Raw genomic sequence first — 23,454 nt, forward strand, 5'->3', positions numbered from 1 at the left:
TGCAATTTAAGGATTTGATTCCATTTCGACCGGTTTTACCTCAGCAATTGGGTGAAATAGATAAATTCGCTGTGTTTTTACCTCCAGACACTTATATCTTTTCCGCAATCGCTCCAATTTCTGGAAAACCCTTCCGTTTTTGATGCTGAAATAACTGTTGAATTCTATGCTGTCAATCGTTACGGTTTCAAATTCTGATTTATCGTAAGATTTCAAGACCTTATACAGGGTTAGGTCCGTACAACTGGAAGCTGCAGGATTGTTCATGTATTTGATCAATGCCAAATGGATATCTTCTGGAAATAGGTTCAGCTTAATGAATGCATCCATTAAACTCTTGAAGTTGTTTTTCCATTCAGCGCCATGCGGCTTTACCTTGTTCTTATGCTTTTGCCAAGTTTTGAGGTGAGCAAACTCATGGACAGTCGTAATCAAAAAAGAATAGGGGTTCAGATCGTGATTGATGGTGATCTGATGGGGTTCGTTTTTGAAAGGAGAGCGGTAGTCTCCCAGTTTGGATGCTCTAGAACGAGTCACCTTAAACCTACAGGCAGTATCATTGATCCATTCAGAGATGATAGGAGCTGCGGTAGATGGGATGTACTTACTTAACTGTTTGCTAAAATCAGGCATGAAATACAAACATATCAGTTTTTTAGAGATTTCAGAATATTAATGCCTTAATTTTAGCTTGGGATGAGAATTATTTATATTTGATGAGGAACAGCATGTTAGGGATTAAATGGACTATTTCAACATGTTGCTAAAGCACAAAGGAGCGAATGTTAAGCAAACTACAGATAAAAAACTATGCATTGATTGATGCATTGGACATTAATTTCGACGACAAACTCAATATCATAACAGGTGAAACTGGAGCGGGTAAATCCATTATTATGGGTGCTCTAGGTTTAATCCTGGGCAATAGGGCCGAGAGCAAGCATTTCTTCGATGAATCAAGGAAATGTATAATCGAAGGTCACTTCTATATCAAAGACTATAACCTTCAAGATCTTTTCAATTCTTTGGACCTGGACTATGAGGATACCAGTCTGATCCGTAGAGAGCTGCATGCCGATGGCAAATCAAGAGCTTTTGTCAATGATACACCTGTAACCTTGCAAACACTTAAGGTATTAGGGGAGAAGTTGATCGATATCCATTCCCAGCATGCTACATTGCAGATCAATACGGAATCTTTTCAGCTACTGGTCTTGGATACCGTAGCACAAAACCAATCTGTACTCGCTGACTATAAAAAGAAATACCAAGAATATAAACGTACAGTCGCTGAACTCAAGCAATTGGAAGAAGATTTGGCAAAGACCCGGTCGGAATCTGATTATCAGCAATTTGTTTTCAACGAATTGGAACAAGCCAATCTACAAGACCAAGAACAGGAAGGGTTGGAAGCAGAACAATCCCAATTGGAAAATGCCGAAGAAATAAAACGTCATTTTCATGCTGCAAGTTCAGAACTCCAAGATGGTGAAATCAATGTTTTGGACAGCCTTAAGCAAGCTTTGAGCTCTTTACAGAATGGTGCTCGCTATCTACCTTCCTCAGAATCCCTTGTTGATCGCCTGCAAAGCAGTTTGATCGAATTGAAAGATTTGAGTTCTGAAGTGGAGCAGGTAGCAGAGGGCATCAGTATGGATGAAGAGCGCTTGAGCATCGTGAATGAAAGACTGTCTGTTTTGTATGACCTGCAAAAGAAACATCGCGTAGCTACTGTAAAGGAGCTTCTGGAGCTAAAGCAAGACCTCGAAAACAAACTGCAGGCTACCGATTCGCAAGGTGAACAGATTGAAGAATTAAAGGTGAAAATTGACAAGTTGCATCAGGAAATATCCAAATTGGCCGATCAATTGACCAAAAACAGGAGCAAGGCAACTAAGATCGTAGAGAAGGAAGTTCAAGATGTGCTATCCAGAGTTGGTATGCCACATGCTCAATTGAATGTTGAACTCAATCAATTATCGGATTTCAAATCAACTGGTCAAGATGAAGTATCCTTTCTTTTCTCGGCCAACAAAGGTCAAGCATTACAACCTATACACAAGGTAGCCTCAGGCGGTGAACTTTCTAGGGTGATGCTGGCCATTAAATCCTTGGTAGCAAAGACTTCAGCTCTGCCAACTATCATCTTTGATGAAATCGATACAGGTATATCTGGAGAAGTAGCACTCAGGGTAGGGGAATTGATGGAAGAGCTCGCAGACAATATGCAGGTGATCAGTATTACCCACTTGCCGCAGATTGCATCCCAAGGGAATAGCCACTTTAAGGTATATAAAGAAGATAAGGGCGATAAAACCAAATCAAATATTGTATTGATGAATGAGGAGGAGAGGGTCTTGGAAATAGCACAAATGTTGAGCGGAGCCAATCCGGAAGATACGGCAATTCAACATGCCAAAGAAATGTTGAAATAAGAAAAAGGGGGCATGATCAATCATGCCCCTTTTCTATATCTTAGTTACCAACATCTGCATCGGTTAATACAATCTTAACGCGCATAGCTTTTGGAGCTTCATTTAATTTATCCAAATCAACAGCGTTCAAAAAAACCTTTCCTACAGAATATGAGGCGTTATAGCCATGACCAAATAAGCCTTCTGAAGGGATGTTGTGGAATGTTCCAACTTGATCTTCAAACTGAATGGCAACACTAACGTGTCCATCTTCATAATAAACATCATCAAGGTCTGCTACTGGAATTACTGCTTCAAAATTGTTTGCTGAAATTCGTTTCCAGTCACTTGATGCCAATGGGTGATAATAACTTACCCCTGGTAAATAATTTGTCACATATTCCTTTGTACAAGAGCTAAAGCCTACTAAAGAAGCTGTACCAATTGCGAGTGCTAATAAAAGTTTTTTCATGAGTGGTAAAAGTTATTTTGTAAATAATTTCATTCTTCTTTCTTATTCAGACAGATAAACTGTAAGAAAGTTTAAAGAATAAAGCAAAAACATGACCACTTTTTGAAACTTTTCAATAAACAAAGATGTATTTCCTTATTGCTTGATGTTTTTCAGTCGGTTAACCGAAAAGATTTTGATAGCATTTCCTTCCTTGGTCAATAACTTTTCGTCCTTAAAATCGGCCAGCATCCTACTTATGGTCTCGTTTGCCGTACCTGCTAAGGCTGCTAGGTCATCCCTGGAAATCTTGATGGTGACTTCATCCGATTCATTGTCTGATTTCTCTGCAACATTTACCAAAGCATTGGCCACGCGCTTGCGAACAGAATCGTAGGCAAAACCCAACATCTGCTCTTCTTTCTCACGAATGTTCTGTGATAGGACTTTGATCAGTTTGGAGGCAATTCCTGGCTTTTTGTACAAGAGCTCAAAGAAATTATCCTTATGGATCAAGGCAATTTCTGCATCTTCCAACGTGGCTGAATTATCTCCATACTTATCGTTCAATAACACAGATTCTAGTCCGAAGAATTGATTTTCTACATAGATGTTGGTAGATAGTTCCCTGCCGTCCTTATAGTTCAAGAAGCTGCGGACTTTTCCCTTTTTAATATAATATACATAAACTGGAGTGTCTCCAGCTTCGTAAATGGTTTGTTTCTTTTTGATATTCTTGATCCGTCCATGATCTGCAAGATCCTGTAACAGATAAGCCTGTTCCTGTTCATCAAGCCTTAGGCTTTCCATATTAGGCGCAGTCTTAGATTGTAATTGAGCCCTTTTTTTGAAACGACTTTCTATGGCATTGAGCAATTCCATGTCATCAAATGGTTTGGTCAGGTAATCATCTGCCCCCATTTCCATGGCCTTGCGCAAGTCTGCTTTCTCAGTTTTGGCAGTAAGGAAAATAAATGGGATCTGTTGTGTGTTTTCATGTTTGCTCAACATATACAAAACCCCATATCCATCCAGTTCAGGCATCATGATATCACAAAGAATGAGATCTGGCTTATGTTTAATGGCCATATCTACTCCAGTTTTACCTTCTTCAGCTACCAATACGGAATACTCCCCGGTTAATTCCAATATTTCCGCTGTGCTTTCGCGAATGTCACTATTGTCTTCGATTATTAATATTTTCCTCTTTTCCATTATTCTTGGATAAAAAACATCTTAAAAATTGCTCCTTGATTTACTTCCGACCAATATTCCAAACGTCCTCCCATCAATTCAACATATCGCTTCACAATATTCAAACCCAATCCAGTTCCTGGAATGCTGCCCGTGTTATTGGCACGGAAGAAAGGCTCAAATAGACTCTTCTGTTCTTCCAGCGGGATACCGATCCCATTATCTTTCACCGTGACCAACAGCTGGTTTCTGCCGATCTGGGTGTTGAACTCAATAAAAGTATCTTCACCTGAATATTTAATGGCATTAGAAACCAAGTTGATGATACTGTTCTTCAAAAGATTGGGGTCGATGACAAAGTCAGATTCCTCACCGGTATGCTGATATAAAATATGTTGGTTTTTCTTACAGATCAACTGCATCTCCTCGGCAATCTCCTCACCAAGGTGTACTATGTTGGTATGCGATTTATTTACCATGACAACTCCCGCCTCAAGTTTTTCAAGGTTAAGGAAGTCATTTAATATCGTGTTCAATAATTGTACAGAACCTTTGATTCGGTTTGTATGTTTCTCAATTGGGCCATATTCCTGCTTCTCTACATAGCGATCGATCAATGATGCTGAAAGTTGGACCGAACTCAGGGGAGTCCTGAACTCATGAGAGGCCATGGATACAAACCTAGATTTCAACTGACTCAATTCTTTTTCCTTTTCCAAGGAAACACTGACATCAGCTTTTGCTCTCTCAAGCTCTGAAACCAGTTTGATCAGATCCTTAGTCCTTTCCCTCACTTTTAGCTCCAGCTCTTGGGTATGTTTCTTCAACTCATTTTGAGCCTGTTTCTCCTTGGTCAGATCGTGGATAAAGCCCGTAAATATTTTACGGTCTTTATAGAACACTTCGCTGACAGCTAAGCGAAAAGGAAAGGTGGAACCATCTTTTTTCAGACCTCTTACTTCGCGCCCAATTCCGATAATTCGTTTTTTACCAGTTTCTTCATAATTGGCAATGTAACGGTCATGGTTAGAACGGTCAGGTTCAGGCATCAATACCGAAATATTTCTGCCCACAACCTCCTCAGCTCTATACCCAAACAGCTCTAGGGCCGCAGGGTTGATGCTCTCTACAATTCCGTGATTATCGATCGTAATGATGCCATCAATGGCATTTTCGATGATCGCTTCTAATAGCCTAGCTGATTCCAACACGTTTTTATTTTACTAATTTTTTGTATTTGATTCGTTTCGGACCAATATCGCCTAAACGTTTCTTACGGTTCTCCTCGTATTCTGTATAGTTACCTTCAAAGAAATAAACCTGTGAATCTCCTTCAAAAGCTAAGATATGGGTACAGATCCTGTTCAGGAACCAACGGTCGTGGGAAATAATTACCGCACATCCTCCAAAGTTCTCAAGACCTTCTTCCAAAGCACGTAAGGTATTTACGTCGATATCGTTGGTAGGCTCATCCAGTAACAATACGTTAGAACCTTTTTTCAAAGTAATGGCTAAATGTACTCGATTTCGCTCTCCACCTGATAAAACACCAACTTTCTTCTGTTGGTCAGCACCATTGAAATTGAATTTGGATACATAAGCCCTAGAATTCATCGATTTGTTACCCAACATGATGTTCTCATTGCCGCCTGTGATATTTTCCCATACGGTTTTATTAGGGTCAAGGTCATCGTGCATCTGGTCAACATATCCCAACGAAACGGTTTCACCAACCTTAAATGTTCCGGTATCTGCCTGTTCTTGACCAGTGATCAAACGGAATAAAGTAGTCTTACCCGCACCGTTTGGACCAATGATTCCCACGATCCCTGCCGGAGGTAAGGAGAAGCTTAAGTCTTCGAATAAAATTCTATCCCCGTAAGACTTGCTAATCTTGTCTGCTTCAATGACCACATTACCCAAACGAGGTCCTGGTGGAATGAATAACTCTAGTTTTTCTTCGCGTTCCTTCGTTTCCTCTGATGCTAATTTCTCATAGTTATGCAAACGGGCCTTTGATTTGGCATGTCTCGCTTTCGGAGCCATCCTTACCCATTCTAACTCACGCTCTAATGTTTTCTGACGCTTGCTTTCGGTTTTCTCCTCTTGAGCTAAACGTTTAGCCTTTTGGTCCAACCAAGAAGAATAGTTTCCTTTCCATGGAATACCTTCTCCACGGTCAAGTTCCAAGATCCAGCCCGCAACGTTATCCAAGAAATAACGGTCGTGGGTTACGGCGATAACCGTTCCTTTATATTGTTGCAAGTGTTGCTCTAACCAATCGATGGACTCAGCATCCAAGTGGTTGGTAGGCTCATCTAATAATAAAACGTCAGGTTCTTGTAATAATAGTCTGCACATGGCCACCCTTCTTCGCTCTCCTCCTGACAAATTGGCAATTAAAGCGTCAGGCTCTGGACAGCGCAAAGCATCCATGGCGCGCTCCAATTTGCTGTCCAATTCCCATGCATTTGTGGCGTCTATAATATCTTGTAACTCACCTTGTCTAGCCAAAAGTTTATCCATCTCATCAGGATTTTCATAAACTTCAGGAAGACCGAATTTCTCATTGATTTCCTCGTATTCTTTTAAGATCGAAGCAGTCTCGGCAACTCCCTCTTCTACAATCTCTTTAACGGTCTTTGTAGGGTCCAATTCAGGCTCCTGAGCCAAATAACCCACAGAATAACCTGGTGAGAATACAACCTCACCTTGGTAGGATTTATCTAGTCCCGCAATGATCTTCAATAAGGAAGATTTACCGGAACCATTTAAACCAATTACACCGATTTTCGCTCCATAGAAGAAAGAAAGGTAAATGTTCTTAAGTACTTGTTTGGATGGGGGATAAATTTTGTTTACCCCAGCCATTGAGAAGATAATTTTTTCGTCAGACATAGGTGCTTTGAAATTTTCTTTTATGTTTTTACACAAAGATAATGTAATTACTGACAAATTGATAGTTTTCGCTTGGTGGCGCAATTGTTGATAAAAAATATTTATAACAAATGGGTGTGATTTGTATTTTTAGTACATTTATACTGTTGATCACCCGAATTTAATTGAGAAAGGAATTTAATGGAAGCAAAATTTTCACCCCGAGTTAAAGATGTTATATCATATAGTCGTGAGGAGGCTCTTCGCTTACGTCACGATTATATCGGTACCGAACATCTATTGCTAGGATTAATACGTGAGGGCGATGGAGTGGCAATTAAGATATTGAAGAATATCGGCGTTGACATGGGCGCAGTCCGCCAATCAGTGGAGGATGCTGTGAAAGGTTCTTCCGTTTCACGCTCTCCAATTAGTAATATGCCGCTAACTAAACAAGCCGAAAAGGTCTTGAAGATTACTTATTTGGAAGCTAAAATTTTTAAGAGTGATATCATCGGGACTGAACATCTCCTGTTAGCTATATTACGTGATGAAGAAAACATCGCATCACAGATCTTACAGCAATTCAATGTTTCATATAACGTATTCAAAACCGAAGTCGAACAGAATGCCACCGGCATCACTGATGAAGCTTCCAGTACGCCTCCAGGAGGCGACGAAGAATACGCTGATGAAGATTCACAGTTCTCTTCACCTAAAAAAGTATCTGATATCAAGTCTAAAACCCCTGTTCTAGACAACTTCGGACGCGACCTGACGAAAGCCGCAGAAGAAGGTAAATTGGATCCTATTGTAGGTCGTGAGAAAGAAATTGAAAGGGTTTCGCAGATTCTTTCCCGTAGGAAGAAAAACAACCCTATTCTAATCGGTGAACCTGGTGTCGGTAAATCAGCCATCGCTGAAGGCCTAGCACTGCGTATCATCCAAAGGAAAGTATCTAGAGTACTCTTCAACAAACGTGTAGTTACCTTAGACTTAGCATCGCTAGTAGCTGGTACCAAGTACAGAGGTCAGTTTGAAGAACGTATGAAAGCGGTCATGAATGAGTTGGAAAAATCGCCTGATGTAATCTTGTTTATCGACGAGATCCACACCATAGTTGGTGCAGGTGGTGCTTCTGGTTCTTTGGATGCTTCAAATATGTTCAAACCTGCCTTGGCACGTGGAGAGATCCAATGTATCGGTGCTACTACACTGGATGAGTACCGCCAGTACATTGAGAAAGATGGTGCTTTGGACCGTCGTTTCCAAAAAGTAACCGTAGAACCTACTTCTATCGACGATACGATCGAAATCTTGAACCGTATCAAAGATAAATATGAGGAACACCACAATGTTACTTATACCCCAGAAGCTATTGATGCCTGTGTGTCATTGACCACAAGATATATCACGGATAGATTCTTGCCAGATAAAGCTATCGATGCTTTAGACGAGTCGGGATCACGTGTACACTTGAACAATATCCATGTTCCTCAATCCATCATCGATATCGAAGAGAAAATCGAGGAAGTTAAAGTGGAGAAAAACAAGGTTGTCCGCAGTCAGAAATATGAAGAAGCTGCCAAACTTCGTGATACTGAAAAGAAATTGATCGAAGAATTGGAGAAAGAAAAAGCCGCTTGGGAAGCAGAAACCAAAACAAAACGCTATACAGTTACGGAAGATAATGTAGCTGAAGTTGTGTCGATGATGACTGGTATCCCAGTGCAACGTGTTAGCCAATCGGATAGCCAGAAACTATTGAACATGGGTGAATCCATGAAAGGTAGGATCATTGGTCAGGACGATGCCGTACAGAAATTGGTGAAAGCCATCCAACGTACTCGTGCAGGATTGAAAGATCCTAAGAAACCTATCGGTTCCTTTATCTTCTTAGGTCCTACAGGTGTTGGTAAAACTGAATTGGCAAAAGAGTTAGCTCGCTTCATGTTTGATTCTGAAGATGCTTTGATCCAGATCGATATGAGTGAGTACATGGAGAAATTTGCCGTGTCTCGCTTAGTCGGAGCGCCTCCAGGATACGTAGGTTATGAAGAAGGTGGTCAGTTGACCGAAAAGGTTCGCCGTAAACCATATGCTGTTGTCTTATTGGATGAGATTGAAAAAGCTCACCCTGATGTATTCAACTTGTTGTTGCAAGTATTGGATGAAGGTCAGTTGACAGATAGCCTTGGTCGTAAGGTAGACTTTAGAAACACCATCATCATTATGACTTCAAACATCGGTGCCCGTCAATTGAAAGAGTTTGGTCAAGGGGTAGGATTTACTACAGCTGCCAAAGAAAATCAAGCAGACTCGCATTCAAGAGGGGTTATCGAAACTGCATTAAAACGTGCATTCGCCCCTGAGTTCTTGAACCGTATCGATGATGTAATCGTGTTTAACTCATTGACAAAAGACCATATCTTCAAGATCATTGATATCGAATTGAGATCTTTATTTGCTCGTATCGAAGGTTTAGGTCATAAAATTAACTTGACTGAAGCTGCCAAAAACTACATTGCTGAAAAAGGATATGACAGCAACTTTGGCGCTAGACCATTGAAACGTGCAATCCAAAAGTATCTTGAAGATCCAATCGCCGAAGAGATCCTGAAAGGTGAACTTAAGACCGGTGAGACTATCTTGGTAGATTATGATGATGAAAAGAAAGATATCGTAGTTTCTTCTGCAAAGAATGAAAAGGACGATGACTCTTCTCTTGCTTCTGATGTCAAAAACAACAAGAAAAAAGATTAATAGAAAATATATCCAATATGGCGGCCTGAAAGCAATTTTAGGCCGCTTTTTTATATAATTATCTGCTGATTTTACTCCTTTTTACAACCAAAATTATAATTAGAGGTCAAAATTCCTAGCTCATGGACCTTCCTCCTGCCAAAATCCTTCCGGCGAATTCCTTTGCAAACATGATTTATATCACTTTCTGTCATGATGCAGTGCATTCGTTTCTGCGGGCCTAAACGCTAATTTTGGAACAATAACTACTTTACTTAAGGGATGAGAGTGATTGCATATAACATTTTGGGACCTGAGAAGGAGCACCTCGCCAAGGCAAATGGTAAGGTACATGATTTGACTTTGATATCAAACGAGTTGAATTTTAGTACCATGCACTATGCCATAGGCAAAGAGGCTGTCATCATCTCTGATCGTGATGTGTTGGATAGAGTAATGTTATTTGAACTCTATAAAATTGGGATTAGAAATATTATCACCCGTTCAAGATCCACTGACCATATTGACCTAGATTATGCCGGAGAATTGAAAATACACGTTGCAAACGTCCCATTCGATAACTCCCTTGAAGGAATTGCCAAGCAGACCATCATGAACCTTACCCAATGGATGGTAGGAGGTTGTACGGGAGAGGCTTGTCAATGTAGAATGGAATGCAATAAAAAGGTTAAATATAGACGATATGGAAACGGAGATTCTAAACAAACTGATCAACAAATATAACGTAGCGGCACCTCGCTATACCAGTTATCCAACAGTACCTTTCTGGGAAAACGAACGTTTTAATGAAGCCGATTGGCGCCAAAGAGTGGCTTTGAACTTTAACAAGTCCAAAGATCAGGGAATCAGCATTTATGTGCACCTGCCATTCTGCGAAAGCCTTTGTACCTACTGCGGATGTAATACCCGTATTACCAAAAACCACCAAGTCGAAGATCCTTATATTACCTCCCTTCTCAAAGAATGGCAGATGTACAAAGATATCTTGAAGGAAGATAACCTTAAGATCGCAGAAATTCACCTAGGTGGTGGAACTCCGACCTTCTTTACGCCAGAAAACCTGCACCGCTTGATCGCAGGTCTCTTGGAAGGGAACGAAAAAACGCAAGATGCCTCTTTCTCATTCGAGGCCCATCCTGCAAATACTACTTACGATCATTTAAAGACCCTTTATGATTTGGGATTTAAGAGATTGAGCTTGGGTATCCAAGATTTCGATGAAAAAGTCCAATTTATTATCAATAGACATCAAACTGTGGAAGATGTAGACCGTGTCATGAAAGATGCTAGAGGTCTTGGTTACGAATCCATCAACTTTGATTTGATTTATGGCTTGCCTTTACAGACGGCAGAATCCGTGCGCATGACCATAGAGCATTCCATGAAATTAAATCCTGACCGGATTTCCTTCTATAGTTACGCCCATGTGCCTTGGATCAAACCTGGTCAACGCCGATTTACTGAGCATGACCTTCCCGTGGGAGAAGAAAAATTAAATCTATATAAACTGGGAAAACAGATGATCCAGGAAAGTGGTTATAAAGATGTAGGTATGGACCACTTCGCCAAAACGGATGATGCCCTTTATATCGCTTCCCTTGATGGAACCCTTCACCGTAACTTCATGGGGTATGCAGATCGCTATACACCCTTGTTGATCGGTCTGGGTGTGTCTTCCATCAGTGATGCCTGGACAGCATTCGCCCAAAACGTCAAAACCGTTGAGGAATACCATAAACTCATAGGCGAAGGCATTTTGCCGGTCGTGAAAGGTCATATCCTAAATGATGAAGATCTGATCATCAGAGAATATATCCTGGATATGATGTGCCGTGGTAAAGTTCAGCTGAAAGAAGGTTTTGCCCTAAATGAAAAAATCATCGAACGCCTACAACCTTTGGTCGCAGATGAATTGGTGAGTGTAGATCAGGATATCGTTCAGATCAGTGAACTAGGGAAATCATTCCTGCGCAATGTCTGCATGGCATTTGATGAACGCCTGCAAAAAACAAAAGAAAGAGACAATTTATTCAGTCAAGCTATTTAACCTTATATTTATATTATGTCAACAAAAGGGGAACTGCAATTAAATACAATTTGCTATCACTGTGGTGATCCGGTGGAGGATTCTGCCTATATCTTGGAAGACCATCGCTTTTGTTGCCTAGGCTGCCAAACTGTTTATCAGATCTTGAATGATAACAACATGGCATCCTATTATAAGTACAATACCCATCCAGGGAAATCCCAAAAAGCACAAAAGGAGGACCTTTCCTATCTGGATGAACCCAATATCATTGCCAAACTGGTAGACTATCAGGATAATGAACAGGCCATCATTACATTTTATGTACCTGCTATCCATTGTAGCTCTTGTATCTGGCTGCTTGAACACCTATATAAATTGAATCCAGGCGTGAAGACCTCTCAGGTGGACTTCATGAAAAAACAAGCTAGCATCACCTTCAAAAAGGACGAAATTTCCCTGCGTGAACTGGTCGATCTATTGCACAAGATCGGATACGACCCAAAGATCACCCTTCAGGATGTCGTCAAAGAAGGTAAGAAAATAAACCAAAGTGGACTTATTGCAAAGATTACCGTGGCAGGTTTCTGTTTCGGTAACTCCATGATGATCTCTTTTCCGGAATACTTCGGTATGGGCGAGTTTGAAAGACAGTATTCCAATTTCTTCAACTACATGAACTTGGCATTCGGACTCCCAGTCCTATTATATAGTGCCTCCGATTATTTCAAATCGGCCTGGTTGAGCCTCAAGCAAAAACGCCTGAACCTTGATGTGCCTTTGGCCCTCGGGATCTTTGTGCTCTTCTTCCGCTCGGCCTTTGAGATCATTTCCCAGACAGGTCCTGGATTTATGGATACCTTATGCAGTTTGGTATTCTTTATCCTGATCGGAAAATATGTACAACAGAGAACATACTACCATATTTCCTTTGAACGCGATTACCGTTCATACTTTCCTGTTGCGGTAACTGTATTGGATGAAGGTGTTGCAAAGCCCACACAGATCGCTGACCTGCAGGTTGGCGACAGGATCTTGGTCCGCAATAATGAAATTATTCCTGCTGATGCCATTTTGCTGAATGGCAATGCATCCGTGGACTTCAGCTTCGTGACAGGGGAGAGTAAACCTGTTGAAAAGGTGTTGGGGGAAGTGGTTTACGCTGGAGGTAGACAAATGGGAGAGGCTATCGAATTGGAAGTGGTCAAAGCGGTATCCCAAAGTTATTTGACCAAGCTCTGGAACAATGATAGCTTAAAGCAGTATGAAAAGAAATTTGAAACCTTTGTAGGTTTTATCAGTAAATATTTCACCATTGGTCTTCTCATGATTGCCATTGCAGCCTGTGTGTTCTGGATTGTTGGTGGAAATGCAGATAAAGCTTGGGGAGCTTTTACGGCCGTTCTGATCATCGCCTGTCCATGTGCATTGGCCTTGAGCTCGCCATTTACGCTTTCAGCTGCATTGAGCATCTTTGATAAAAACAAGTTGTACATCAAGAATACAGCCGCTATTGAACAGATGGCAGCTATTGAGACCGTCGTGTTTGATAAAACTGGAACCATTTCTTCGCCTACTGCATCCAGTATGTATTTCGAAGGAACCCTGGATCCAATGGAGCGCAATCTCTTGGCTTCCCTATGTCGTAATTCTAACCACCCATTGAGTAGAGAGATTATCAAATGGTTGGGCGATGTTCAGATGTTGAACATAGAAGAGTACGAAGAGGTAGTCGGAAGAGGACAATCTGGAAAATATCAAGATTACAGTATACAGATCGGTAGTGCCAGTTATGTGAATACCGCCAAAGTCGATTTAGAAGGGTCGGTTGTATATGTCAAGATCAATGATACCTTGAAAGGATATTTCACCCTAGAGCAATCTTGGCGTACTGGACTTACCGAAGTCATCAATAAGTTAAAGGCAGAGCATTATGACCTGCATTTAATTTCTGGTGACAACGAACGTAGGGCTGATGCATTGCGCATGATATTTCCCGCAAATGCTAAACTCCTATTCAACCAAACTCCTGCGGCTAAATTGGAAAAAATTACCGAATGGCAGCATCAAGGAAAAAAAGTCTGCATGTTGGGCGATGGATTGAATGATGCCGGAGCATTGAGGAAAGCGGACCTCGGTATTGCCGTATCAGACGATATCAATAATTTCTCGCCAGGTTGTGATGCCATCTTGGATGGTGAGGCATTCCATAAACTGCCGAAATTCTTTGATTTCAGTAAAGATGCCGTCAAGGTCATCAAGATGTCATTTATCATTTCCTTATTGTATAATGTAATCGGTATTAGTTTCGCCGTTCAGGGAACAATGTCACCTTTATTCGCAGCGATCTTAATGCCTATCAGTACCGTTACTATTATTTCATTCACCAGTTTGATGACTAGAGGATATGCAAAACGGAGAAAATTAATTTAACTTTGTACTATGAACATCATATTTTTCTTAATCGGTTGTAGTGTATTGATTGCACTGTTCTTTTTGGGAGCTTTCTTTTGGGCCAGCAAAAACGGACAGCATGAAGATACATATACCCCTTCCGTAAGAATCTTGTTTGACGATGAACCTAATAATCCGGAAACAGAAACTGAACAAGCCGCTCCAAAAAAATAAAATCACAGTTTTTTTACATTCCTAATACCTTTTTGCTTAACACCTTGCTTATCTTTGTGGCGTATGTTTCGACTATTGCATTTCTTGGCGCTATTCGGATACCTCAATGTGCTATGCTTGGAGGTAAAGTCTATCGACCTTTTTGGTTCCGCGAATGTGGTAGCCAACGAAACCTTAGTTGAAGTCGTATTGGAAGAGGTGCTCAACCTGACACATCCTGTGAATTCCGAGGCCCTTCCTGAAATCATCTTCGATGATTATCGCATTCTTTCCCTGTTCCTAGGGTTAATACCATTGGTATTCATCTTTAACTGGTTAATTTCCAGACTTTACAGGATCAAATCAACCTTAAAACATCCGTTTTATCTGTCCAAGACACTATGCCTCCCTGGCTATTACCAGTTCTTGTATAGATACCGTCCTTTCTAATTTCCATTTTTTATATGCTTTCCATTTTGAAAGTATAGGGATTGTTATGCCATCTGCGTAACAACCAACATCTATTGTATTCTATTTTATTTTAATACCCATATTTTATATTGCTATGAAAAAACAACGCATGCTACTACCCGTAGTAGGTTGCGCATTATTAGTTGCATCCTGTACTGCTACCAGTAACGAAAAGACAACTGCTAATGCACCTAAAGTCGTTCCCGTATCTAATTTAGTTCAACTGGATACTGTTGTGTACAAAGAGTATATCGCAGATATCCAATCTCAACGTAATGTGGAATTACGCTCCCGTTTGGTAGGGTTCCTGGATAGGATCTTTGTTGATGAGGGAGCATTCGTGAAAAAAGGACAGGTCCTGTTCTCTTTGGTAGCGGATGAATACAAAGCTGACTTGGCACAAGCTCAGGCAGCAGTCAGCAGTGCTGAAGCTGAAGTGAAAAAAGTAGAACTGGAGATGGAAAGGACCCAGAAGTTGGTTCAGAAAAACATCGTCAGCTCAACCGAATATGATCTATTGAAAGTTCAATTACGTGCCGCTAATGCTAAAGTTGGGGAAGCAGAAGCTGTTTTGAACCAAGCAAGGACAAAATTGTCCAATACGCAGATCCGCGCACCTTTTGATGGCCGTATCGATCGAATCCAATTAAAAGAGGGTTCTTTGTTGGAAGAAGGGTCCCTATTGACCACTATCTCAGATATGGCTAATATGAACGTGTACTTCGATATCTCTGAACAGGAATACCTAGGGATCGCATCTGACTCTACCTTTAATAGAAATAATTTCAAGAAAGAAGTTCAGTTGATCTTAGCAAATGGTGCTACCTATCCTAATACAGGAACTGCTGAGATCGTTGAAAGTGAATTCGAGGCCAGTACTGGATCAATTTCCCTTCGTGCTAAATTCAAAAATCCTGATGGACTATTGAAACATGGTGCTACCGGTAGGATCGGTGTGCCAGTGCAAACTGGTGACCTGCTTTTGGTTCATCAGAAATCTGTTTTCGAAATCCAGGACAAAGCTTACGTGTATACCTTAAAAGGGGATACCGTTAAGATGACCCCTTTCCAGAACGGACGTCGTGTTGGACATTATTATGTCGTAGAAAATGGTTTGCCAGCTGACGCTAAAGTTGTATATGAAGGCGTTCAATCCCTTCGTGATGGAATGGTAATTCAACCAAAAATGGTTAAAAACTAAGAAGGGAGCGAGATTTAATGTTTGAAAAATTTATTAAGAGGCCGGTGCTATCGCTGGTCATCTCGATCTTTATTACCCTTTTGGGTCTATTGGCATTGTTTACCTTGCCCATTACCCAATTCCCTGATATCGTTCCGCCATCAGTAGTTGTAACGGCTAACTATACCGGTGCAAATGCCGAAGTAAGTACCAATGCGGTAGCCATTCCGCTGGAAAAGGCAATCAATGGGGTAGCAGGAATGACTTATATGTCTTCGGTATCCACAAACAATGGTAATACCTTGATCCAAGTTTTCTTTGAAGTAGGTACTGACCCAGATATCGCTGCCGTAAACGTCCAGAACAGGGTGACCACCGTGCTCGATGAATTGCCTGAAGAGGTAATCAAGGCCGGGGTGACCACCGAAAAGGAAGTGAACAGTATGCTGATGTACCTGAACCTGTATACTGATGATGAAACTGCTGACGAACGCTTTATCTATAACTTTACCGATATCAATATCCTGAAGGAATTGAAACGTATCGAAGGTGTGGGCTTTGCGCAGATCATGGGTATGAAGGATTACGCCATGCGTATTTGGGTAAAACCCGACCGTCTTTCAGCGTATTCCATTTCAACAGAAGAATTAGTGGCGGCATTGCGTAGGCAGAATATTGAAGCTGCTCCGGGTCAGACCGGTATCAGTTCGGATAAAACCGTCAATATGCAGCAATACGTATTGCGCTATCCCGGTAAGTTCACCGAAATCAGCGAATATGAAAATATTCCGATCCGTGCCAATGTAGATGGTTCGATTATCCGTATCAAGGATATCGCCGATGTGGAATTTGGTTCCCTGGATTATGAAATGGTATCCAAAACGGATGGTAGGCCATCGGCATCCATCATGATCAAGCAGTTGCCGGGCTCGAATGCCCAAGAGGTTATCCAAAGGGTTAAGGATCGTATGGCGGAATTAAAAGATGCCACTTTCCCGCCGGGAATGACCTATACCATGGGGTATGATGTATCTCGTTTCTTGAATGCCTCGATTTCCAGTGTATTGATCACCTTAGTGGAGGCCTTTATACTCGTTTTCTTGGTGGTATTCATTTTCCTTCAAGATTTCCGGGCTACCATTATCCCGATCTTGGCGGTTCCTGTATGTTTGATCGGGTCCTTGTTCTTCATGCAGATGATGGGATTCTCCATCAACTTATTGACCTTGTTCGCACTCGTGCTCGCCATTGGTATTGTCGTCGACAACGGTATTGTCGTCGTCGAGGCCGTCTATGCCAAGATGGAGGAGGAACACCTTTCTCCAATGGAAGCAACATTGGCGGCAATGGACGAGGTGGGTTCTGCAGTTATCGCTATTACTTTGGTGATGTCAGCGGTATTTGTTCCCGTCGCCTTCCTGTCCGGTCCTGTTGGGATCTTCTATAGGCAGTTCTCCCTGACCTTGGCAGCTGCGATCGTCATTTCTGGTATCAATGCCTTGACGCTTACCCCTGCACTTTGTGCCATTATCCTGCGTTCACCGCATGATAAAAAACCAAGCAATAACTGGTTGGATCGTTTCTTTAAAGGATTCAACAATGTATATAACAGAATTTCCGGAGGGTACAAAGGGTTGCTTTCCAAGATTGCAGGTCGTCGCATAATCACTTTATTAGGGTTAGTTATTATGTTCATCGCAACTTGGGGTTCCGCAGCAATCCTGCCTTCCGGATTTATTCCTACCGAAGATCAAGGTATGATCTATGTGGCAGTAACTACGCCTCCCGGAGCAACGGTTGACCGTACTGAAGCGGTATTGAATGAAGTTGACAAGATTTCCAGAGAATTGGAAATGGTAGAAACGGTTTCCATCCTCGCTGGATATAGTATCGTAACTGAAGTTTCCGGTGCTTCCTATGGTATGGGGATGATCAACTTGAAGGCTTGGGATGAAAGAAATGAATCGGTAGATGATGTAATGAAAATCCTTCGTGAGAAAACTGCGCATATCGCCGATGCAGAAATCGAATTCTTCCCGCCACCGACCGTACCAGGGTTCGGTAACTCCTCGGGTTTCGAGCTGAGGTTATTGGATAGGTCCGGTAATGAAGACCTGAATCAGACCAATGAAGTCGTAAATGAGTTCATCACTAAATTGGAGCAAGATGAGGTGATCGAAAGTGCTTCAACAACCTTTGATGTTAACTTCCCACAATATATGCTGAAGATTGATTATGATCAGGCGGCCAAAAAGGGAATATCGGTAGAAAATTCAATGAACACCTTGCAAACCCTGTTAGGTAGTTTATATGCGACCAACTTTATCCGCTATGGACAGATGTATAAGGTAATGGTGCAATCCGATGCCTTTGCTAGACAACGTCCAGAGGATGTGTTGAACCTATATGTAAAGACCGAAGAAGGTGAAATGGTTCCTTACTCATCCTTTATGACGATGGAAAGGGTTTATGGTCCGGAGCAGATTACACGTTATAATATGTTTACCTCAGCCATGATCACCGGTCAGGCAGCCCCGGGCTTCAGTTCCGGTCAAGCTATCGAAGCCGTAGAACGCATTTCTGCTGAACTTCCGCAGGGTTATGCCATCGAATGGTCAGGGATGACGCGTGAACAGAAAATTTCAGGTAACCAAGCGGCCTACATCTTCTTGTTATGTTTGGTGTTTGTGTACCTATTGTTGGCGGCTCAATATGAAAGCTTCTTATTGCCTTTGCCTGTATTGTTATGTCTGCCTGCCGGATTGTTCGGAGCATTCCTGTTCCTTAAGGTCTTTGGTCTGGAAAACAATATCTACGCGCAGGTGTCACTGGTCATGTTGATCGGTCTATTGGGTAAGAATGCGATCCTGATCGTGGAATATGCCAACCTGAAACGTAAGCAAGGTATGGATGTGCTGACAGCTTCCATTGAAGGTGCGGTTGCACGTTTGCGCCCAATCTTAATGACATCCTTTGCATTTGCTGCAGGTTTGATCCCGTTGATGCTGGCCAATGGTGCCGGTGCTATAGGTAACAGAACCATTGGTTCTGCTGCAGTAGGAGGTATGGTTATCGGTACTATTATCGGGGTAATCGTAATTCCTGGTTTGGTCGTTCTTTTCTCAAAACGTGAAAAGAAAAAGAAAATCAAGCAAGCTGCGGTTGCTGTAGCGGTACTGCTGTTCATTACCTCTTGTTCAGTGCCTAAAGCAACGGTACAAAAGGATATTTCTCCGACCTTGACCGGACAGGCCGATCAGGTCATGAAAGATTCCAGCTCCGTAGGAAGCTTAGCTTGGCGCAATGTGTTTACGGATGCCCAATTGATTTCTTTAATTGATTCGGCATTGATAAATAACCTGGATGTCCGTCAGGCCATCCACAGGATCGAAATGGCACAAGCTAATTTCAAGTTCCGAAAATCTGCGCTGTATCCTAGTTTGGATGCTGCAGTGGAAGGGGGCTTGAGAAAGTATGGCCATTATACGGAATCGGGAATCGGAAATTATGATTCCAACTTTTCGGATAACCTCAATGATGATGAGAAAATCCCGGAACCTTTCATCCCTGATTATTTTGTGGGTGTCCGTTCTTCTTGGGAATTGGATCTGTGGGGGAAACTGAGAAATAGGAGAGAAGCTGCTTTCTTGAACCTCATGTCCGAAAGTGAATTGAAACGCCTGATCGAAACGGAATTGATTTCATCGATAGCCTCTTCTTATTATGAATTGATGAGCTTAGACGAAAAGATTCAGGTCTATGAAGAGAACATTAAGCTCCATGAACGTGCCCTGGAGATAATCGAAGCACAGAAGGAGGCGGGCCGTGCCGATGAGTTGGCCGTGCAGCAGTTCAAATCACTGTTGTCCCAATCTAAAGCTAATCGTGCGCATGCAGCCCAGGAAATCCTTGCCTATGAACATCAGATCAATTCCCTTTTGGGAAGGGTCTACCAACCTATCGATAGGAATAGCAATGGAATTGGCAGCAATCTCCTGTTCCAAGACCTGACCGTCGGCAATCTGGACGAGCTATTGAATAACCGTCTTGATATCCGCAAAGCGGGCATGGATCTTCAGGCAGGATTCCATGAAATGGAATCTACCCGCTTGGCATTCTTGCCGACCGTGGCGATCTCTCCGTATTTGGGATTGCAGTCTTTCAGCTTTGACAAGCTTTTCAGTTTGGACAAATCTGTGACCTACGGTCTTTTTGGTGGAATTACCATGCCGATCTTCAGGCAGCGCGAATTGAAGTCGGAATATGAAAAAATGAAAGCCTCCTATGGGATAAGCTTTCTGGAATATGAAAAAACCGTCCTGAATGCAGTCAATGAAGTATCCCTGGCCTTGAATACTCAAGATGCCATTGTTGCTCGTGCGATGCATGTGAAGGATCAGGTAGCTGCGTTGGAATCGTCCATCGGAGCTGCGGAAGAACTGTTTATAGCAGGCCGGGTTACCTACCTGGATATCATCACTGCACAAAAAGGCTTGATCGAAGCACAAGTTGCCGATGTGGACATCAACAAGGAGAAGATGCTGAATCAGGTCGTTCTCTATAAAGCCTTAGGTGGTGGATGGCAATAAATGGGTAAAGTAAAATAGATGGTGTGGGTGGACTTCGGTCCACCCATTTTTTTTTGGATCGATTTTGAGGTGTTTTTTTGGTTGTCTCCTTCGGGACTCGTTCGGGGCATGTTCGGGAATGGTCCGCAGAGAACAGGTAAACCGGCCGGAGCGTACCCGAGGGCGCATTGGGGATTTGGTCGCTCGCGTTGCGAATTTTCGGAATGTGGGTCGAATGAGGTCAGGTGGAAAGGGGAGGATGTTGGACCGGGATTCCCTTCCTGTCCTGGTCCATCCTCGTATCCTTTCCATCCTGGTCCTTTCCATGTTCTTGGTCCATCCTCCCATCCCTCTAATCCTGGTTCAGACCCGTCTTTTGGAAAAATTATCTGGCAATGCTACAGCGAGTTAGCTGGCGGCGGTAAAAATACTTTGGCCTCCCCCTTGGAAGTGAACGTATTTTGTCCCTATCTTTGCACCACTCCGCAAGGGAGGGACGGCCTAACGGCCACTGAAACACGGGAAGGAAAAGGGATGAGGAAGGGCCGCGACCGGCACGACCGAAACCACCGAGAAAAGGGCCTCAAAAAATATTTGAAAAAAGATTTTGCGGTTTCGAAAAAGGTTCCTACCTTTGCAGTCCCAACCAAGGGAAACAGCGAGGGACGCGATGTCCGGAGCGAAAGAAAATGACAGATTGCGACCTTCCGATGCGGAAGGGAAACAACATAAAAAAGCCGAAGCGAGATGCCCAGGCGCGATAAGTTCTTTAAATGATCATGTAGCGCAGCGACCCGTACGAGAGTACGGTAGCTGAACAAGAAAAGATTTAAGAAATCAATTTATTCAGGTATCCCGGAGCGGGAGGAAAACATTTAACAAGACAACAATTCTATTTTATAAATAGTCTTGGTCTTACACTTCATTTTACAATGGAGAGTTTGATCCTGGCTCAGGATGAACGCTAGCGGCAGGCCTAATACATGCAAGTCGGACGGGATCCATCGGTAGCTTGCTACCGATGGTGAGAGTGGCGCACGGGTGCGTAACGCGTGAGCAACCTGCCCATATCAGGGGGATAGCCCGGAGAAATCCGGATTAACACCGCATGACACTGCAACCCGGCATCGGGAGGCAGTTAAATATTCATAGGATATGGATGGGCTCGCGTGACATTAGCTAGTTGGTGGGGTAACGGCCCACCAAGGCGACGATGTCTAGGGGCTCTGAGAGGAGAATCCCCCACACTGGTACTGAGACACGGACCAGACTCCTACGGGAGGCAGCAGTAAGGAATATTGGTCAATGGGGGCAACCCTGAACCAGCCATGCCGCGTGCAGGACGACTGCCCTATGGGTTGTAAACTGCTTTTGTTAGGGAATAAACCCCACTACGTGTAGTGGGCTGAATGTACCTAAAGAATAAGGATCGGCTAACTCCGTGCCAGCAGCCGCGGTAATACGGAGGATCCGAGCGTTATCCGGATTTATTGGGTTTAAAGGGTGCGTAGGCGGCACTTTAAGTCAGGGGTGAAAGACGGCAGCTCAACTGTCGCAGTGCCCTTGATACTGAAGTGCTTGAATGCGGTTGAAGACGGCGGAATGAGACAAGTAGCGGTGAAATGCATAGATATGTCTCAGAACACCGATTGCGAAGGCAGCTGTCTAAGCCGTTATTGACGCTGATGCACGAAAGCGTGGGGATCGAACAGGATTAGATACCCTGGTAGTCCACGCCCTAAACGATGATGACTCGATGTTTGCGATATACCGTAAGCGTCCAAGCGAAAGCGTTAAGTCATCCACCTGGGGAGTACGCCCGCAAGGGTGAAACTCAAAGGAATTGACGGGGGCCCGCACAAGCGGAGGAGCATGTGGTTTAATTCGATGATACGCGAGGAACCTTACCCGGGCTTGAAAGTTACTGAAGGATGCAGAGACGCATCCGTCCCTCGGGACAGGAAACTAGGTGCTGCATGGCTGTCGTCAGCTCGTGCCGTGAGGTGTTGGGTTAAGTCCCGCAACGAGCGCAACCCCTATGTTTAGTTGCCAGCACGTCAAGGTGGGGACTCTAAACAGACTGCCTGCGCAAGCAGAGAGGAAGGCGGGGACGACGTCAAGTCATCATGGCCCTTACGTCCGGGGCTACACACGTGCTACAATGGATGGTACAGCGGGCAGCTACACAGCAATGTGATGCCAATCTCGAAAAGCCATTCACAGTTCGGATCGGGGTCTGCAACTCGACCCCGTGAAGTTGGATTCGCTAGTAATCGCGTATCAGCAATGACGCGGTGAATACGTTCCCGGGCCTTGTACACACCGCCCGTCAAGCCATGAAAGCTGGGGGTACCTAAAGCATGTAACCGCAAGGAGCGTGTTAGGGTAAAACCGGTAATTGGGGCTAAGTCGTAACAAGGTAGCCGTACCGGAAGGTGCGGCTGGAATACCTCCTTTCTAGAGCCCGCTCCGGGGGAGCTGCGCCACATACATGATCTATACAGAAAAAAAGACATTCAGAAGAAAGTGCCCACCCTGTGGGGAGTATTTAGTAGTGAGTATTTAGTATCTAGAACCTAGATAGTGACGATCTGCAAAAAGCTTCCGACAAACGGTGACACCGAGAGATGAGAGAGATAAGCTAGTCCCGTAGCTCAGTTGGTTAGAGCACTACACTGATAATGTAGGGGTCAGCAGTTCAAATCTGCTCGGGACTACCATCACACGGGGGATTAGCTCAGCTGGCTAGAGCACCTGCCTTGCACGCAGGGGGTCAACGGTTCGAATCCGTTATTCTCCACGTTTCTGAGCGCAGTGTAAAGGAAATGTACGGCCGTCACGGTCTAGATACTAAGTACTTAATACTAACTGCTCGGATAAAGAGTTCTTTGACATATTGGAAG

At 43.1% G+C, this 23,454-nt stretch carries 15 protein-coding genes, 2 tRNA genes and 1 rRNA gene; 13 read left to right on the forward strand and 5 right to left on the reverse strand.

Annotation, left to right across the window (positions count from 1 at the left end; all coding sequences use genetic code 11):
* Positions 1–6 precede the first annotated feature (6 nt).
* A complete protein-coding gene (locus NMK93_RS04740) occupies positions 7–633 on the reverse strand; it encodes a SprT-like domain-containing protein (protein ID WP_254529893.1) in 627 nt (208 codons plus the stop codon).
* Positions 634–782: 149 nt separating this feature from the next.
* Between NMK93_RS04740 and recN the strand changes: the two genes are divergently transcribed.
* Positions 783–2,435 (forward strand): DNA repair protein RecN, encoded by a 1,653-nt coding sequence (recN, locus tag NMK93_RS04745; protein WP_254529895.1) that lies wholly within the window; start codon positions 783–785, stop codon positions 2,433–2,435.
* 40 nt (positions 2,436–2,475) lie between these two features.
* Here the strand turns inward: recN and NMK93_RS04750 are convergent, their stop codons facing one another.
* The 4 genes from NMK93_RS04750 to ettA all read right to left on the reverse strand — a co-directional run bounded on the left by NMK93_RS04750 (position 2,476) and on the right by ettA (position 6,957).
* Positions 2,476–2,886: a hypothetical protein gene (locus tag NMK93_RS04750; protein WP_185210399.1), complete on the reverse strand. Its 411-nt coding sequence runs from the start codon at positions 2,884–2,886 to the stop codon at positions 2,476–2,478.
* A gap of 135 nt (positions 2,887–3,021) precedes the next feature.
* Positions 3,022–4,080 carry a response regulator gene (locus tag NMK93_RS04755; RefSeq protein ID WP_185210398.1) on the reverse strand — a complete coding sequence of 353 codons (1,059 nt, stop codon included), beginning with the start codon at positions 4,078–4,080 and terminating at the stop codon, positions 3,022–3,024.
* Positions 4,080–5,267 carry a PAS domain-containing sensor histidine kinase gene (locus NMK93_RS04760; RefSeq protein WP_185211424.1) on the reverse strand — a complete coding sequence of 396 codons (1,188 nt, stop codon included), beginning with the start codon at positions 5,265–5,267 and terminating at the stop codon, positions 4,080–4,082. The genes NMK93_RS04755 and NMK93_RS04760 overlap by 1 nt, the downstream gene beginning before the upstream one ends.
* A gap of 7 nt (positions 5,268–5,274) precedes the next feature.
* Positions 5,275–6,957: an energy-dependent translational throttle protein EttA gene (gene ettA, locus NMK93_RS04765; RefSeq protein ID WP_254529897.1), complete on the reverse strand. Its 1,683-nt coding sequence runs from the start codon at positions 6,955–6,957 to the stop codon at positions 5,275–5,277.
* Positions 6,958–7,137: 180 nt separating this feature from the next.
* Between ettA and NMK93_RS04770 the strand changes: the two genes are divergently transcribed.
* The 12 genes from NMK93_RS04770 to NMK93_RS04825 all read left to right on the forward strand — a co-directional run bounded on the left by NMK93_RS04770 (position 7,138) and on the right by NMK93_RS04825 (position 23,351).
* The gene (locus tag NMK93_RS04770; protein ID WP_185210396.1) at positions 7,138–9,699 is read left to right on the forward strand and encodes an ATP-dependent Clp protease ATP-binding subunit; all 2,562 of its coding nucleotides are present in this window, start codon (positions 7,138–7,140) and stop codon (positions 9,697–9,699) included.
* 261 nt (positions 9,700–9,960) lie between these two features.
* Entirely contained in the window at positions 9,961–10,422 is a 462-nt protein-coding gene (locus tag NMK93_RS04775) for a lactate dehydrogenase (RefSeq protein ID WP_185210395.1), read from the forward strand.
* A complete protein-coding gene (gene hemN, locus NMK93_RS04780) occupies positions 10,382–11,746 on the forward strand; it encodes an oxygen-independent coproporphyrinogen III oxidase (protein ID WP_254529899.1) in 1,365 nt (454 codons plus the stop codon). Before NMK93_RS04775 ends, hemN begins: the two co-directional genes overlap by 41 nt.
* Before the next feature lie 15 nt (positions 11,747–11,761).
* Complete coding sequence (locus NMK93_RS04785; protein ID WP_254529901.1) at positions 11,762–14,158, forward strand: heavy metal translocating P-type ATPase metal-binding domain-containing protein; 2,397 nt, start codon at positions 11,762–11,764, stop codon at positions 14,156–14,158.
* A gap of 9 nt (positions 14,159–14,167) precedes the next feature.
* Positions 14,168–14,353, forward strand: a complete 186-nt coding sequence (ccoS, locus tag NMK93_RS04790; RefSeq protein WP_185210392.1) for a cbb3-type cytochrome oxidase assembly protein CcoS — start codon at positions 14,168–14,170, stop codon at positions 14,351–14,353.
* Between the two features lie 63 nt (positions 14,354–14,416).
* A complete protein-coding gene (locus NMK93_RS04795; RefSeq protein WP_185210391.1) occupies positions 14,417–14,782 on the forward strand; it encodes a hypothetical protein in 366 nt (121 codons plus the stop codon).
* A gap of 115 nt (positions 14,783–14,897) precedes the next feature.
* Complete coding sequence (locus NMK93_RS04800; RefSeq protein ID WP_185218166.1) at positions 14,898–16,004, forward strand: efflux RND transporter periplasmic adaptor subunit; 1,107 nt, start codon at positions 14,898–14,900, stop codon at positions 16,002–16,004.
* 17 nt (positions 16,005–16,021) lie between these two features.
* Positions 16,022–20,572, forward strand: a complete 4,551-nt coding sequence (locus NMK93_RS04805; protein ID WP_254529903.1) for an efflux RND transporter permease subunit — start codon at positions 16,022–16,024, stop codon at positions 20,570–20,572.
* Between the two features lie 118 nt (positions 20,573–20,690).
* Positions 20,691–20,963, forward strand: a complete 273-nt coding sequence (locus tag NMK93_RS04810) for a hypothetical protein (protein WP_254529905.1) — start codon at positions 20,691–20,693, stop codon at positions 20,961–20,963.
* 517 nt (positions 20,964–21,480) lie between these two features.
* Positions 21,481–23,008: ribosomal RNA gene (locus NMK93_RS04815) — 16S ribosomal RNA — on the forward strand.
* 186 nt (positions 23,009–23,194) lie between these two features.
* A tRNA-Ile gene (locus NMK93_RS04820) sits at positions 23,195–23,271 on the forward strand.
* Positions 23,272–23,277: 6 nt separating this feature from the next.
* A tRNA-Ala gene (locus tag NMK93_RS04825) sits at positions 23,278–23,351 on the forward strand.
* Positions 23,352–23,454 lie beyond the last annotated feature (103 nt).

Source organism: Sphingobacterium sp. LZ7M1 (assembly GCF_024296865.1).
In the GTDB taxonomy this organism is placed as follows: domain Bacteria; phylum Bacteroidota; class Bacteroidia; order Sphingobacteriales; family Sphingobacteriaceae; genus Sphingobacterium.